We start from the raw sequence: 14,075 nt of genomic DNA, 5'->3' as shown, positions 1-14,075 counted from the left end.
GCCGCTCAGCGGCGCCGTGTCGGGGGTGCCGTCCTCAGGAGGCGCGGCGGGCGCGGGCGGCGCGGCGCTTGAGCGCGCGGCGCTCGTCCTCGCTCATCCCGCCCCAGACGCCGGCGTCCTGGCCGGACTCGAGGGCCCACTGGAGGCAGGTGTCCATCACCGGGCAGGACCGGCAGACCGCCTTGGCCTCCTCGATCTGGAGGAGAGCAGGACCGGTGTTGCCCACGGGGAAGAACAGCTCGGGATCCTTCTCCAGGCATGCAGCGCGACTACGCCAATCCATGGTCGACGATCGCTCCTTTCGAGGACGGGTCCCGGGGCAGGGCGGAGCGTCCTGCTGTACAGGGTCCGGGACAAGAGAAAAGGCCCATTTCGCACGGGCCTTGTGGAGAACTGACGTCTACTCTGGCACGTGAACGACCGGTGAACAAGGGATCTGCGGCGCCTGTCACACCCCCGTCCGTGAGGTCTTCCTCACACCGCGGGACGGCGGGCGCCGCCGCCTGCCGACCCGCTCCGGCCCGCCCCGGCGGGCCGCGCCCCCGGCGTCCGGGGTGGCCCCGGACGCCCCCGCCCGCACGAGCACCCCGCACGAAGGAGACCCCCGTGACCCCCACGGCCGCCCCGACGCCCCCGGGCCCCCGCCCGCGGGCCGTCACCGTCCTCGCCGCCGTCGTGCTGCTCGAGGCCCTCGCCCTCGCGCTCGCGGGAGCGCGGCTGCTGTGGTCCCTGGTCGCCGAGGAGCCGCTGACGGTGGGCGGCACGGTGTTCCTGCTCGTGGTGGCCCTCGCCGGGGCCCTGTGGCTGCACCGGGTCGCCCGCGGCCTGTGGCGGGGCTACCGGTGGCCCCGCGCCGCGGCTCTCGTGGTCCAGCTGTTCCTCCTCGTGCTGGGCGTGCCCCTGCTGCAGGGCGGGCAGTGGGCGGCCGGGCTGGCGCTCGCGCTCCCGGCGGCGGTGGTGCTCCTGCTGCTGTTCCGGCCCGCCGTGCTGGCCTGGACCAGCCGCACCGTGCGCTGAACCGCACCGGCGGGGACCGGGCAGTACAGTTGTACCGCCGCGGTCGGCCCCGTCGTCGTCGCGCCCGCCCCGACGCGTCCCCGAAACTCCCCCGAACAGGTGGTCCCGTGCCCTCGCGCCGCATCGTCATCGTCAGCCGCATCTTCGCCCCCGAGCCCGCGGCGGCCTCCTTCCGCCTGCGCGCGCTCGCGCGCGGGCTGACCGAGCAGGGCGCGGAGGTCGTCGTGCTCACCACGCGCCCGCCGGCGTCGACGACCGTCGAGCCCGAGCCCTACGCGGTGCGGCGCTGGCCGGTGCTGCGCGACCGCTACGACTACGTGCGCGGGATCGTGCCCTATCTCAGCTTCGACCTGCCCGTCCTGCTGCGCCTGCTCGTCACCCGCGCGGACCTCGTGGTCAGCGAGCCGCCGCCCACGACCGGGCTGGCCGTGCTCGTCTCCTCGTGGCTGCGCCGCCGACCCTACGTCTGGTACGCCCCCGACATCTGGACCACGGCCACGGAGAAGATGGACGTCTCCCCGCTGCTGAAGCGGGCCATGCGCCTTCTGGAGACCCTCGCCGCCCGGCGCGCCGCCGGCGTGCTCACCGTCTCGGAGGCCATGGGCGAGGAGCTGCGGGCCGTCACCGGCGTCGACCGGGAGAAGATCCTCGTCGCGGAGAACGGCATCGACACCGACGTGTTCCGCCCCGACGGCCCCGTGGCCGAGCCCGGGGCCCCGTACTTCGTCTACGCCGGGTCCATGTCGGAGTGGCAGGGCGCGGACGTGCTCGTGCGCGCCCTGCCCGAGGTGCTCGCCGTCCACCCGGAGGCGCAGCTGCGCTTCCTCGGGCGGGGCTCCGACATCGAGCGCGTCGAGGAGGTCGCCCGCCGGCTGGCCCCGGGCAGCGTGGTGTTCGAGGGGCTGCGCCCCGCCGAGGAGACCGCCGCCTGGACCCGCGGGGCCGTGGCGGCCCTGGGCGCCGTGATCCCCGGCATCGGCTACGACTTCACCAAGCCCACCAAGATCTACGCCGCCGCCGCGTGCGGGACGCCCGTGATCTACGCCGGCGCCGGGGTGGCCGCGCAGCTCGTCGAGCGCAACGGCCTGGGCGCGGTCGTCGACCACGACCCGCACGCGGTGGCCGCGGCCATGATCGAGGCCCTCGACCGCGCCGCCGACCCGGCGCGCGCCGAGGAGAACGACCGGCTGCGCCGCGAGCGCTCCGCGTGGGCGGCCGAGCACGCCTCCCTCGCGGCCTCCGGGCGCCTCGCCGCCCGCTGGCTGCTCCGGGGGCTGCAGCGGTGATCAGGTACTTTGGTGTGCAGCCCCCGCCCGGGGCGCCCGCGCCGTCCCCCGCGCCCGGGGCCGTCCCGGGCCGCCCCACGACCCCGACCCCCAGGAGCTAGTCCGTGAACGCAGATCTCGTCGTCGTCGGGTCGGGCCTCTTCGGCCTGACCGTGGCCGAGAGGGCCGCCACCGAGCTGGGCCTCGACGTGGCCCTCATCGACCGGCGCTCCCACATCGGGGGCAACGCCTACTCGGAGCGGGAGGCGAGCACGGGGATCGAGGTCCACCGCTACGGCGCCCACCTCTTCCACACCTCCAACGAGCGGGTCTGGGACTACGTCAACCGCTTCACCGGCTTCACCGACTACGTGCACCGGGTCTACACGCGCCACCACGGCGAGATCTTCCCGATGCCGATCAACCTCGGCACCATCAACCAGTTCTTCCGGGCGGCGTACTCGCCGGCCGAGGCGCGGGCGCTGATCCAGGAGCAGGCGGGCGAGCTCGCCGGCACCGACCCGCAGAACCTCAACGACAAGGGCATCCAGCTCATCGGGCGCCCCCTCTACGAGGCGTTCATCAAGCACTACACGGGCAAGCAGTGGCAGACCGACCCGAAGGACCTGCCGGCCTCGATCATCAACCGCCTGCCCGTGCGCTACACCTACGACAACCGGTACTTCAACGACAAGTACGAGGGTCTGCCGGTGGACGGCTACACGGCCTGGCTCGAGCGCATGGCGGACCACCCCAAGATCGACGTCCGCCTCGACACCGACTTCTTCGACGACGGGCACGAGTACTCGCGCGCGGCCGTCTCCGGGCAGGTGCCCGTGGTCTACACGGGCCCCGTGGACCGCTACTTCGACTACGCCGAGGGCGACCTGTCGTGGCGGACGATCGACCTCGAGCAGGAGGTCCTCCCGATCGAGGACTTCCAGGGCGCGCCCGTCATCAACTACCCCGACCCGGACGTGGACTTCACCCGGATCCTCGAGTTCCGCCACTTCCACCCGGAGCGCGACTACACCAAGGACGCCACGGTGATCATGCGGGAGTTCTCCCGCTTCGCCGAGAAGGGCGACGAGCCCTACTACCCGGTCAACACCACGGTGGACCGCGAGAAGCTGCTGAAGTACCGCGATCTCGCCCGCGGCGAGGACAAGGTCCTGTTCGGCGGTCGGCTCGGCACCTACAAGTACCTGGACATGCACATGGCCATCGGCGCGGCGCTGTCCATGGTCGACAACAAGATCGCCCCCCACTTCACCGGCGGGGCCACCATCGAGAGCGGGGGAGTGGACGCGTGAGCACGACGACCGAGACGGCGGCCCGGACCACGGACGAGAGCGGGGCGGGCGCCCTGCGCGTGCTGCAGGAGGTCGTGCTGCCCGCCAAGGACCGCCTGGCCACCCAGCCCCTGTACATGGACACCCGCGCCGACACCGGCGCGGCGGTCCAGCCGGAGGACGGCGCCCGCAAGAGCTCCCCGATCGTGGTCAACGTGGCCTCGGAGACCGCGGCCACCGACGCGCTGGCGATCCTCGACCGGCACCGGCTGCGGGTCCACGCGCGGGCGACCGTGTCCTTCGCCACCTACTTCAACGCGTTCCCGGCCAGCTACTGGCGGCACAACACCCACGTGCGGGAGGTCGTGCTGCGGGTGCGCACCACCGGGCGCGGCACCGTGAGCGTCTACGGCTCCAACGCCCGCGGCGAGTCCGTGCCCGTGTCCGTGCACGAGGTCGCCGGCGCGGAGCACACCACGGAGGCCGTGCTGCCCCTGAAGGCCTTCGCCGACGGCGGCTGGTACTGGTTCGACCTCACCGCCGCCGACGAGGACCTCGAGCTGCGCGGCGCCGAGTGGCTCGCCGACGGCACCGGGATCCCCGAGGGCAGCGTGACCCTGCAGATCACGACGATGAACAAGCCCTCCTACTGCCTGCGCAACGCCCGGCTGCTGTTCGACCAGCGCGAGCGCCTCCCGCAGGTCCGCGAGGTCGTCATCGTGGACCAGGGCAACCAGAAGGTCGTCGACGAGCCCGGCTTCCGCGAGGTGCAGGAGCGCTTCGGGGAGCGGCTGCGGGTGCTCGACCAGGCCAACCTCGGCGGCGCGGGCGGCTTCGCCCGCGGGATGTACGAGGCCGTGCGCGCCGGGTCCGACTACGTGCTGCTGATGGACGACGACGTCGAGATCGAGCCCGAGGCCGTGCGCCGGATCAGCGTCTTCGCCGACTTCTGCAAGCGACCCACGCTCGTGGGCGGGCACATGATCGACCTGCTCAACCCCACGAAGATCCACAACTTCGGCGAGGAGATGGACCCGTACAGCTTCCAGTACGGGCCCGCCGGGGAGGGCGTGGAGATCGGCCACGACTTCCGGCACAGCAACCTGCGCGCGACCCCGTGGATGCACCGGCGCATCGAGGTCGACTACAACGCGTGGTGGATGTGCCTGATCCCCACCTCCGTGATCCGCGAGATCGGCCTGGCCCTGCCCGTGTTCATCAAGTGGGACGACGTCGAGTACGGGGTGCGCGCCAAGGCCGCCGGCTACCGCACCGTGTCCCTGCCCGGGGTGGCGGTGTGGCACCTGGCGTGGGCCGACAAGGACGACACCATCAGCTGGCAGGCCTACTTCCACAAGCGCAACCAGCTCGTGGCGGCGCTGCTGCACTCCCCGTTCGAGCGCGGGGGTGAGGTCCTGGGCCGCAACGGCATCAAGGACCTGCGCCACGTGCTGTCGATGCAGTACTTCGCCGAGGAGGCCCGCGTGCTCGCCCTGCGCGACGTGCTGGCCGGCCCGGAGGCCCTGCACGAGCTGCTGCCGCAGCGCATCCGCGACGTGCGCCGGATGATGACCCAGCACTCCGACGCCGTCTACGAGGCGGACCTGGACGCCTACCCCGCGGTCGCGCCGGCGAAGCCGGCGCGCACCCGGCGGCTGTCCTCGCCGCACGGGCTGAAGGTGCTGACCTCGGCGGCCACCGCGGTCGTGCGCCACCTGGCCGTGTCCCCGGGGGCCGGGGCGCAGGAGCACCCGCAGGTGCACCTGCCCTACCAGGACGCCCGCTGGTGGCGGCTCGCCCGCTACGACAGCGCCCTGGTGACCGCCTCGGACGGCACCGGCTACACGTGGTACAAGCGCTCCCCGAAGGACGCCCGCGCCCTGCTGACGGAGTCCGCCCGCCTGCACGCCCAGCTGGTGCTGCGCTGGCCCGAGCTCTCGCGGCGCTACCGCGAGGCCCTGCCCGCGATCACGTCCCTGGAGGCGTGGGAGGAGACCTTCCGCGAGCACTCGGAGATCGGCGTCTGATGCCCGCTGCCACGGTCGTGCGGGACCCGTCCCCCGGGACGGGCCTGCCGGCGGTCTTCCGCCAGCGCTACCTGCTGAAGCTGCTCGTGGACAAGGAGCTGCAGATCCGCTACCGGGGCACCGTCCTGGGGCTGCTGTGGTCCTACGTCAAGCCCGGGATCCAGTTCGTGGTCTTCTACGTCGCGCTGGGCATCTTCCTGGGCCTCGAGCGGGGGATGGAGAACTTCGCGGTCTACCTGTTCTCCGGGATCATCCTGATCAACTTCTTCTCGGAGGCCTTCGGCAACGCGGCCCGCTCGGTCGTGGCCAACGCGAGCCTGATCAAGAAGATCTACCTGCCGCGGCAGATGTTCCCCGTCGCCTCGGTGTGGGTCGCGGGCATCCACCTGCTGCCGCAGCTGGCGGTCATGCTGCTGGCGTGCCTGCTCGTGGGCTGGTCGCCCACGTGGCTGTCGCTGCTCGCGGTGCCGGGGGCGCTGCTGATCGTGGGGCTGCTGGCCACCGGGCTGGGGCTGCTCTTCGGCGCCGCGAACGTGTTCTTCCGCGACGCCGAGAACTTCGTGGACCTCATCGTGATGGTCAGCACCTGGTCCGCCCCGGTGCTCTACGCGTGGACGATGGTCCGCGACGTGCTGGGCCCCGTGTGGTTCGCGGGTTTCATGCTCAACCCGCTGACCGTGGCCGTGGAGCTCTCCCACGCCGCGTTCTGGCTGCCGACGACCACCCCCGGCGCGCACGAGGTGCCGCCGCACCTGTTCTCCCTCTGGACGCCCGTGGCCCTGGCCGTCACGGGCCTGATCATGCTCGCGGGCGAGCTCGTCTTCCGCCGCCTCGAGGGCCGATTCGCGCAGGAGCTGTGATGAGCACCGACCCGACCCGCCCGGCGGTGCTCGCGGAGCACCTGGCCAAGGAGTTCGCCCTGCGCCACGCCCGCTCCCTGAAGGAGACGGTGATGTGGCTGGCCCGCGGCCGGCGCCAGGACCTCTCGAACCGCTTCCGCGCCCTCGAGGACCTCTCCGTGCGCATCGAGCCGGGGGAGTCCGTGGCCCTCGTGGGCCTCAACGGCTCCGGGAAGTCCACCTTCCTCAAGCTGGTCTCCGGGGTGATGAGCCCCGACGGCGGCTCCCTCGCGGTCAACGGCCGCGTGGCCGGGCTGATCGAGGTCGGCGCCGGCTTCCACCCGGACCTCACCGGCCGGGACAACGTCTACCTCAACGGCGCGATCCTCGGGATGTCCAAGGAGGAGATCGACCGGAAGTTCGACCGGATCGTCGCCTTCTCCGAGATCGAGCAGTTCATCGACACCGAGGTGAAGTTCTACTCCTCGGGGATGTACCTGCGCCTGGCCTTCGCGGTCGCCGTGTTCACCGACCCGGACATCTTCATCATCGACGAGATCCTCTCCGTGGGCGACGAGCCGTTCCAGCGCAAGAGCCTGGGCCGGGTCAAGGAGCTCTCCGCGGAGGGCAAGACGCTGCTGGTCGTCAGCCACGACTTCGACGTGGTCCGCACGGTCTGCGCGCGCGGCGTGTGGATCGAGCACGGCCGCGTCCGCCGCGACGGGCCCATCGACGAGGTCATCGACGCCTTCCGCGCCGCCGAGAGCGCCGGCTGAGCCCCGCCGCCCCGCCGACGACGGAACGGGCCCTCCACCGCGCCGCGGCGCGCCGGAGGGCCCGTTGCGTGGTCCGCGGCGGCCCGGGGCTCAGGGACCGTCGCAGCCGACGACCTCGTAGAGCACCGCGCCGCCCTCCCGGGCGACCGGGGCCAGCCCCGGGTCCGCGGCGGGGTCCACGGCCGTGACCCCGGAGTAGACCTCGAGGGGCTCGGTGGCCCACGGCACGAGCAGCTGGGTGCCGAAGTCCAGGACCCACTCCACGCCCAGCTCCTCGGCGGCCGCGCACGCGGGGGAGCCCGGGGCGGCCGTGTCGATGCCCGCCACCAGCTCGTCCAGCGGGGGCTCGGGGTCCTCCACGTGGTACTGGGTGACGGGGCGCTCGGCCACGGCCCAGGCCAGCGACCCGCCGTTCCAGGGGTTCACGGCGACGACGTCGCCGGGGCCCGTGAGCCGGCCCAGCTCCTGCAGCAGCTCGAACTCGTCGTGGCCGAGGATCGACTCGGGCCCGTCCCAGGCGTAGTAGCGCTTGACCTCCTGCGTGGTGCGGGTCAGCGAGCCCATCTGGGACACCGGCACGGCCACGGCCAGCACGAGCACCGCGGCCACCGGGTAGGCGAGCGGGCGGGCCCGGCCGGCGGCGGGGGGCCGGCCCCCCGCCCGTCCCCCGCGCAGCACGGCGGCCGCGGCGGCGAGGCCGGCGGCCAGGCGTGCGGCCAGGTGCTCCGCACCCAGGGCCGCCAGCGGCAGCGCGGTCAGCGGCAGGGTCGCCGCCAGCCGGTGGGAGTCGGTGTACCAGCCGCTCGTGAGCCAGTCGCGCCAGGGCCCGTCCTCGCCGGCGGCCGCGACCGCGTAGAGGTAGGCCAGCAGCAGGTGGGCGACCACGAGCCAGCGCAGCCGCCGCCGCACGACCGCCGCGTAGATCCCGGCGCCGGTGAGCACCACGAGCACCCACGGCACGTCCAGGCGGCCGTTGGTGCCGTACAGCAGCGCCTCGCCCACCCCGCGCGGCAGCGTCGTGAACGGCGCCCAGAAGAACGTGGTGGTCAGGGTGTTCCACGCGAGCAGCCACACGGCGGCGGCGAGCACGGCGGCCACGGCCAGCAGCGCGGTGCGCCGTCGTCGTCCCGCGCGCACCGCGGCGCGCAGGCCGAGGGCCCACGCGGTGGCCACCAGGGGCACGCCCACGACGAGCAGTGCCAGGACGCCGTTGGGCTGGGAGACGAACAGCGCCCCCAGGGCCACGAGCAGGCTCGCGGCCGTGCGCAGCCGGGCGGGCCCGTCCGGGGTGCGCGCCGTGGGGTCGGCGCCCAGGCCCGGGCCGAGCAGGCGCACGAGCAGGCCCAGCACGACCGGCAGCAGCACGAGGGAGAGGATGTTGGGGAACAGCGGACCCCACGCCATGAGCCCGTAGGGGAACAGGCCGAAGCCGGCGCTCGCCGCACCCGCCACCACGGCGGCGACGGGGGAGGGGCCCACGAGACAGCGGGTGAGGAACACGCACGAGGCCGGCCACACCACGCCGGCCACGGCCAGCAGGGTGAGGTTGTGGGCGGCCAGCACGCTGTCGCCGGCCACGGGCACGGCCAGCGACGCCAGCTGGTGCCACGCGGCCGGGTACAGGGCGACGGTCCGCTCGGGGTCGACCATGCGGTTGAGCGTCAGCGTCGAGCCGCTGCCGGTCTCCACGATCCAGCGGATCGCGTTGAGGTGGAAGATGTTGTCCCAGCGCTGGGCCATCGCCTCGGGCTCGCCGATCGCGGAGACCATGCGCCGCAGCAGCAGGACCGCCCCGACGGCGACGCCGACGGCGGCCGCGGCCGGGAACACCCACGGGCGGGCCGGCGCGGCCGCGTCCGGCGCGGTCCCGGCCCCCGGGGCGCCCACCGCCGTGGCACCCGCCCGGCCGTCCGGAGCGGGGCGGTCCTCCGGTGCGGGGGCGTGGCCGCCGCGCGGGAGCACGCGCCCCACCAGCCAGGCCGCGGCGGCCAGCACGAGCGCGGCGCCGGCCTGGGAGAGCAGGTCGTAGCGGATCCCCAGCAGGTCCAGGGCCACTCCGGAGACGCCGACGACGGCGACGGAGAAGGCCGGCGCGGTCAGCAGGATCCGCCCGCCGCGCTGGCCGAAGGCCCACAGCAGCGCCAGTCCCGGCAGCCACAGCACCGCGAGCAGCAGAAGCAGGGCCGGGGCGTAGGGCGCCCACGCCGTCAGCACGTCGGTCCTGGGTGGGTCGTGCGGGCAGCGGGCACGGTCTCGTCCTCGGGGGTGGGGGGCAGGGTCCGGTCGATTATAGGTCCGCCCCCGCGCCCGTCCCGCCGGGCCGGGCGGGTGCGGCGGCTGTGCGAGAATGTCCGGGTGAGTCGCGTGTGGATCGTCATGCCCGTGTACAACGAGGCGGCCGTGGTGGGAGAGGTGCTGGCGGAGCTCCGCAGGACCTTCCCCCACGTGGTGTGCGTGGACGACGGCTCCTCCGACGAATCGGCCCGGATCTGCGCCGAGGCCGGCGCCGTCGTGGTCCAGCACCCCATCAACCTGGGCCAGGGCGCCGCCCTGCAGACCGGCTTCGAGTACGCCCTGCAGGACCCGGAGATGGACTGCGTGGTCACCTTCGACTCCGACGGCCAGCACCGCGTGGTCGACGCCTGGGACATGGTGGAACGCATCCGCTCGGGCGAGGCCGAGGTCGTACTGGGCTCCCGGTTCCTCGACCGGCGCACCAACGTCTCCGCGCTCAAGCGCCTCGTGCTGCGCACGGCGGCGTTCTTCTCGAAGCTGTCCACCGGCATGGACCTCTCCGACGCCCACAACGGGCTGCGCGCCCTCGACCGCGGCACGCTCTCCCGGATCCGCCTGACCCAGAACCGCATGGCCCACGCCTCCGAGATCGTCAACCAGCTCGCGGACCTGCGCCCCCGGTGGGTCGAGCACCCGGTGCAGATCGTCTACACCGACTACTCGCGGTCCAAGGGCCAGTCCCTGCTCAACGGCGTGAACATCCTCGCCGAGCTGTTCGTCAAGTAGCCCCCGCCGCCGACCCCCGGGAGATCCCGCCGTGCTCTACGTCGTCCAGATCCTGCTCGTGCTCGCCGTGGGATACGGCGCGCTCGCGCTCATCCGCGGCGGGGCCAACGCCAAGCACCAGGCCATCCGCCGGGTCGTGGGCCTGGCCTTCTTCGCCTTCGCCGCGCTGTCGATCTTCTTCCCCGACCTGCTCAGCGCCGTGGCCCGGTTCCTGGGCATCGGCCGCGGCACCGACCTCGTGCTCTACGGCCTCGTCGTCGTGTTCATGATCACCCAGGCCACCGCCGCCCTGCGCAACCGGCAGCAGGAGGTCAACGTCACCCGCCTGGCCCGCCACATCGCCGTCGCCGAGGCCGAGCGCCCCTGGGCCCCGGCCCCCGAGCACGCGCAGCGGCCCGCCGTCACCGGCTTCGCGCAGGCCTCCCCGGGGCAGCGCCCCGCGGACTGAACCGCCCGTCCCCGCCTCGCACCAGCCGCCCGTCCCCGCCCCGCACCGGCCGCCCGTCCCCGGGCGGCCTTCTTCATGCGTTGACATCCTGCGACGGAGATGTCGTTCGCGTTCGGGAAGAACGTCGCAGGTCAGGACGGGCTGTCCACAGGCGCCGCCGCACGGGTTGTCCCCGCCCCCCGGCGCCGATCTATGGTCCTGTGCGTGCGCTCCGCGGGGGAGCGGCCGGCGCGGGGCGCCGGGACGGCACAGGGGGACCCATGACGGCAGCGCTCTCGGCGGACGCGCTCGGCCTCGTCGAGGCCGAGGTGCGCGAGCTGATCCGCCGCCGCGGCCTGGACCCCGTGCTGCAGCTCGAGCAGACCCGCGGGCTCGTCGACGCGGCCGTGCGCGACTACGACCAGCGCTCCGCCCGCGGGGTGCTGCCGCCGCTCGCCGACCTCGACGCCGCCCGCCGGGCGCTGCTGGACCTCGTCGCGGGGTTCGGCCCGCTGCAGCCGCTGCTGGACGACCCGGAGATCGAGGAGATCTGGCTCAACGGCCCCGCCGAGGTCTACGTCGCCCGCCGGGGCGAGTCCGAGCTGACGTCCCTCGTGCTCACCGAGGCCCAGGTGCGCAACCTCGTGGAGCGGATGCTCAAGAGCTCCGGCCGGCGCCTGGACCTCAGCTCGCCCTTCGTCGACGCCGCCCTGCCCGACGGCTCCCGGCTGCACGTGGTGATCCCCGACGTCACCCGGACCCACTGGGCCGTGAACATCCGCAAGTTCGTCGCCCGGGCGCGGCGGCTCGACGACCTCGTCGAGCTCGGCTCGCTCTCCCCGCGCGCGGCCCGTTTCCTCGAGGCGGCGGTCGCCTCCGGGCTCAACATCCTGGTCTCCGGCGCGACCCAGGCGGGCAAGACGACGCTGCTGAACTGCCTGTGCGCCGCCATCGGCCCGCGGGAGCGGGTCGTGACCGTCGAGGAGATCTTCGAGCTGCAGGTGCCGCTGCGCGACGTCGTGGGGATGCAGTGCCGCCAGGCCAACCTCGAGGGCGCCGGCGAGATCCCGCTGCGCCGCCTCGTGAAGGAGGCGCTGCGGATGCGCCCGGACCGGCTCGTCGTGGGGGAGGTCCGCGAGGCCGAGAGCCTCGACATGCTCGTGGCCCTCAACAGCGGGCTGCCCGGGATGTGCAGCCTGCACGCCAACTCCGCCCGGGACGCGGTGACCAAGATCTGCACGCTGCCCCTGCTCGCCGGGGCCAACATCAGCTCCGGGTTCGTGGTGCCCACCGTGGCCTCGTGCTTCGACCTCGTGGTGCACTGCCGGCGGGAGGCCGACGGCCGCCGCCGCGTCGCCGAGGTCCTCGCCCTGGGCAACCGCGTGGAGAACGGCGTGATCGAGATCTACCCGGTCTTCGCCCTGCGGGACGGGGACCTGCGCGCGGTCGCCGCGGAGGCCCCGTCCCCGGAGAAGTTCGCCCGTGCCGGCTGGTCGGTGCGCGAGCTGCTCGAGGACGACGCCGGGGGCCCGCGGTGAGCGCGGCCCTGGGCGCGCTGCTGGGCGCGGGCGTGCTGCTGGTGTGGTGGTCGTGCTGGGCCGAGGACGTTCCGCGCGAGGCCCCCGCCCGGCGCCCGGGCCGGTTGCGGGAGCTCCTGCTGCGGGCGGGACTGCCCGGCGTCGGTCCCGCGCCGCTCGTGCTCGCGTGCCTGGCCTGCGGGGCGCTGTCCGGGCTGCTCGTGGCGGCCCTGACCGGGGCCGCCACCTTCGGGGCCTGCGCCGCGCTGCTCGGGGGCGGGGCGCCGTTCGCGGCCGTGCGGCACCGGGCCCGGGCGCGGACGATCGCGCTGCGGGAGGTGTGGCCCGACGTCGTCGACCACCTGCGCTCCGCGATCCGCGCCGGGATGTCCCTGCCCGAGGCCCTGGTCCAGCTGCAGTACCGCGGACCCGAGCCGGTGCGCCCGGCCTTCGCCCGCTTCGCCGCCGACTACCGGGCCTCCGGGCAGCTGCAGGGCTCCCTGACGCGGCTCAAGGACCGGCTGGCCGACCCCGTGGCGGACAACATCGTCGAGGCGCTGCGGGTGACCCGCGAGGTGGGCGGGACCGACCTGGGCCGGCTGCTGGGCACCCTCTCGGAGTTCCTGCGCGAGAGCGCCCGCACGCGCGGGGAGCTCGAGGCGCGCCAGTCCTGGACGGTCAACGCCGCTCGCCTGGCCGTGGCGGCGCCCTGGATCGTGCTCCTGCTGATGTCCTCCCAGCCGGCCGCGGTGCGCGCCTACGACACCCCGGAGGGAGCGGTCGTGCTCCTGGGCGGGCTGACCGTCTCCGTGGCCGCCTACCGGCTCATGCTGCGGCTGGGCGCTCTCCCCGAACCACGCCGGGTGCTGCGGTGAGCGCCCCGGAGTCCCTCGTGCTCCTGCTCGGGGTGGGCCTCGCGGGCGGGCTGTGGCTCGTGCTCACCGGTGTCCGTGCGAGCCGCGGCACGGCCTTCGCGGACCGGATCGCCCCGCAGCTGCGCTCCGTGGAGGTCGAGTCGTCCCTGCTCGCCGGCCCCGAGGCGTTCCGGGCCGCCGGCCTGCTCGGCCCGGCCGCCCGTGTGCTGCGCACCCTCGCCGGGGACGCCGTCCGGCGCGCCGCCCGCCACGCCGGGCCGTCCGCCGGTCTCGAGCGGCGCCTGGAACGGGCCGGGTCCCACGGATCGGTCGCCGACCACCGGGCCGAGCAGCTGCTGCTGGCCACGGCCGGGCTGCTCGCGGGCGTGCTCCTGGGGCTGGCCGCCGCCGCGCGCCTGGGCACCGGTCCGGGCGGCGTCGTGCTCGCCGCCGCGGCCGGTGCCGGCGCGGGCTGGCTGCTGCGCGACCGTCTGCTCGCCCGCCGGATCACGGCCCGCGAGCGCCGCATGCTCGCGGAGTTCCCCGCCGTGGCCGAGCTCATGGCCCTGTCCGTGGGCGCGGGGGAGAGCGCCGTGGGCTCGCTCGAGCGGGTCTGCCGCGTCGCCGACGGCGAGCTCACGGCCGAGTTCCGCGCGGTGCTGGCCCGCACCCGCTCCGGGGCAGGCCTCGGCGAGGCCCTCCAGGAGTTCGCCGCACGCACCCCCGTCGCCCCGGTGGGCCGCTTCGTGGACGGCATCGTCGTGGCCCTCGAGCGGGGCACACCCCTGGCCGACGTCCTGCGCGCCCAGGCGCAGGACGTGCGCGACCACGACAAGCGCGAGCTCATGGAGGCCGCGGGCCGCAAGGAGATCGCCATGATGGTCCCCCTCGTCTTCTTCGTCCTGCCGCTCACCGTCGTCTTCGCCGTCTACCCCGGCATCGCGCTGCTGGAGCTCGGCTTCTGACCCGCCCGTGGACCACCCCGGCGGGTCCGCCCGCCGCCCACCCGAAAGGACCCACCCCGTGCGACTGCCCCTCCG

The 14,075-nt window shown here is 74.2% G+C and carries 13 protein-coding genes; 11 read left to right on the top strand and 2 right to left on the bottom strand.

Annotated elements, in window-relative coordinates:
* Positions 1–34: 34 nt before the first annotated feature.
* Entirely contained in the window at positions 35–283 is a 249-nt protein-coding gene (locus tag AS188_RS13030) for a WhiB family transcriptional regulator (protein ID WP_017833636.1), read from the bottom strand.
* Between the two features lie 323 nt (positions 284–606).
* On the opposite strand from AS188_RS13030, the gene AS188_RS13025 reads away from it, so the two are divergent.
* The 6 genes from AS188_RS13025 (at position 607) to AS188_RS13000 (ending at position 7,216) form a co-directional block, all read left to right on the top strand.
* On the top strand, positions 607–1,017 hold the full coding sequence (locus AS188_RS13025) for a hypothetical protein (protein WP_058859212.1): 411 nt from the start codon (positions 607–609) through the stop codon (positions 1,015–1,017).
* A 107-nt stretch (positions 1,018–1,124) separates the two neighbouring features.
* Entirely contained in the window at positions 1,125–2,303 is a 1,179-nt protein-coding gene (locus AS188_RS13020; protein ID WP_058859211.1) for a glycosyltransferase family 4 protein, read from the top strand.
* Positions 2,304–2,407: 104 nt separating this feature from the next.
* A complete protein-coding gene (glf, locus tag AS188_RS13015; RefSeq protein WP_058859210.1) occupies positions 2,408–3,595 on the top strand; it encodes a UDP-galactopyranose mutase in 1,188 nt (395 codons plus the stop codon).
* Positions 3,592–5,601: a glycosyltransferase gene (locus AS188_RS13010; RefSeq protein ID WP_058859209.1), complete on the top strand. Its 2,010-nt coding sequence runs from the start codon at positions 3,592–3,594 to the stop codon at positions 5,599–5,601. Before glf ends, AS188_RS13010 begins: the two co-directional genes overlap by 4 nt.
* Positions 5,601–6,461, top strand: a complete 861-nt coding sequence (locus tag AS188_RS13005; protein WP_058859208.1) for an ABC transporter permease — start codon at positions 5,601–5,603, stop codon at positions 6,459–6,461. The genes AS188_RS13010 and AS188_RS13005 overlap by 1 nt, the downstream gene beginning before the upstream one ends.
* On the top strand, positions 6,461–7,216 hold the full coding sequence (locus AS188_RS13000) for an ABC transporter ATP-binding protein (protein ID WP_058859207.1): 756 nt from the start codon (positions 6,461–6,463) through the stop codon (positions 7,214–7,216). Before AS188_RS13005 ends, AS188_RS13000 begins: the two co-directional genes overlap by 1 nt.
* A 90-nt stretch (positions 7,217–7,306) precedes the next feature.
* Here AS188_RS13000 and AS188_RS12995 read toward each other — a convergent pair whose 3' ends face one another.
* The gene (locus tag AS188_RS12995; protein ID WP_058859206.1) at positions 7,307–9,430 is read right to left on the bottom strand and encodes a DUF6541 family protein; all 2,124 of its coding nucleotides are present in this window, start codon (positions 9,428–9,430) and stop codon (positions 7,307–7,309) included.
* A gap of 141 nt (positions 9,431–9,571) precedes the next feature.
* On the opposite strand from AS188_RS12995, the gene AS188_RS12990 reads away from it, so the two are divergent.
* From AS188_RS12990 to AS188_RS12970, 5 genes are all read left to right on the top strand, one after another.
* The gene (locus AS188_RS12990) at positions 9,572–10,237 is read left to right on the top strand and encodes a glycosyltransferase family 2 protein (RefSeq protein WP_236944985.1); all 666 of its coding nucleotides are present in this window, start codon (positions 9,572–9,574) and stop codon (positions 10,235–10,237) included.
* Positions 10,238–10,268: 31 nt separating this feature from the next.
* Positions 10,269–10,685, top strand: a complete 417-nt coding sequence (locus AS188_RS12985; protein WP_058859205.1) for a DUF2304 domain-containing protein — start codon at positions 10,269–10,271, stop codon at positions 10,683–10,685.
* A gap of 260 nt (positions 10,686–10,945) precedes the next feature.
* Complete coding sequence (locus tag AS188_RS12980; RefSeq protein WP_058859204.1) at positions 10,946–12,202, top strand: TadA family conjugal transfer-associated ATPase; 1,257 nt, start codon at positions 10,946–10,948, stop codon at positions 12,200–12,202.
* On the top strand, positions 12,199–13,056 hold the full coding sequence (locus AS188_RS12975) for a type II secretion system F family protein (protein ID WP_058859203.1): 858 nt from the start codon (positions 12,199–12,201) through the stop codon (positions 13,054–13,056). The genes AS188_RS12980 and AS188_RS12975 overlap by 4 nt, the downstream gene beginning before the upstream one ends.
* Complete coding sequence (locus AS188_RS12970; protein WP_058859202.1) at positions 13,053–14,000, top strand: type II secretion system F family protein; 948 nt, start codon at positions 13,053–13,055, stop codon at positions 13,998–14,000. Before AS188_RS12975 ends, AS188_RS12970 begins: the two co-directional genes overlap by 4 nt.
* The last annotated feature ends 75 nt before the right edge of the window (positions 14,001–14,075 follow it).

Source organism: Kocuria flava (assembly GCF_001482365.1).
GTDB classification, from domain to species: Bacteria; Actinomycetota; Actinomycetes; order Actinomycetales; family Micrococcaceae; genus Kocuria; species Kocuria flava.
This window is presented reverse-complemented; position numbering and strand designations above follow the sequence as displayed.

Excerpts from the sequence above, each read along its gene's own strand:
- AS188_RS13005 (WP_058859208.1), top strand. The coding sequence starts at position 5,601 with ATGCCCGCTGCCACGGTCGTGCGGGACCCGTCCCCCGGGACGGGCCTG.
- AS188_RS12980 (WP_058859204.1), top strand. The coding sequence starts at position 10,946 with ATGACGGCAGCGCTCTCGGCGGACGCGCTCGGCCTCGTCGAGGCCGAG.
- AS188_RS13030 (WP_017833636.1), bottom strand. The coding sequence starts at position 283 with ATGGATTGGCGTAGTCGCGCTGCATGCCTGGAGAAGGATCCCGAGCTG.
- AS188_RS13000 (WP_058859207.1), top strand. The coding sequence starts at position 6,461 with ATGAGCACCGACCCGACCCGCCCGGCGGTGCTCGCGGAGCACCTGGCC.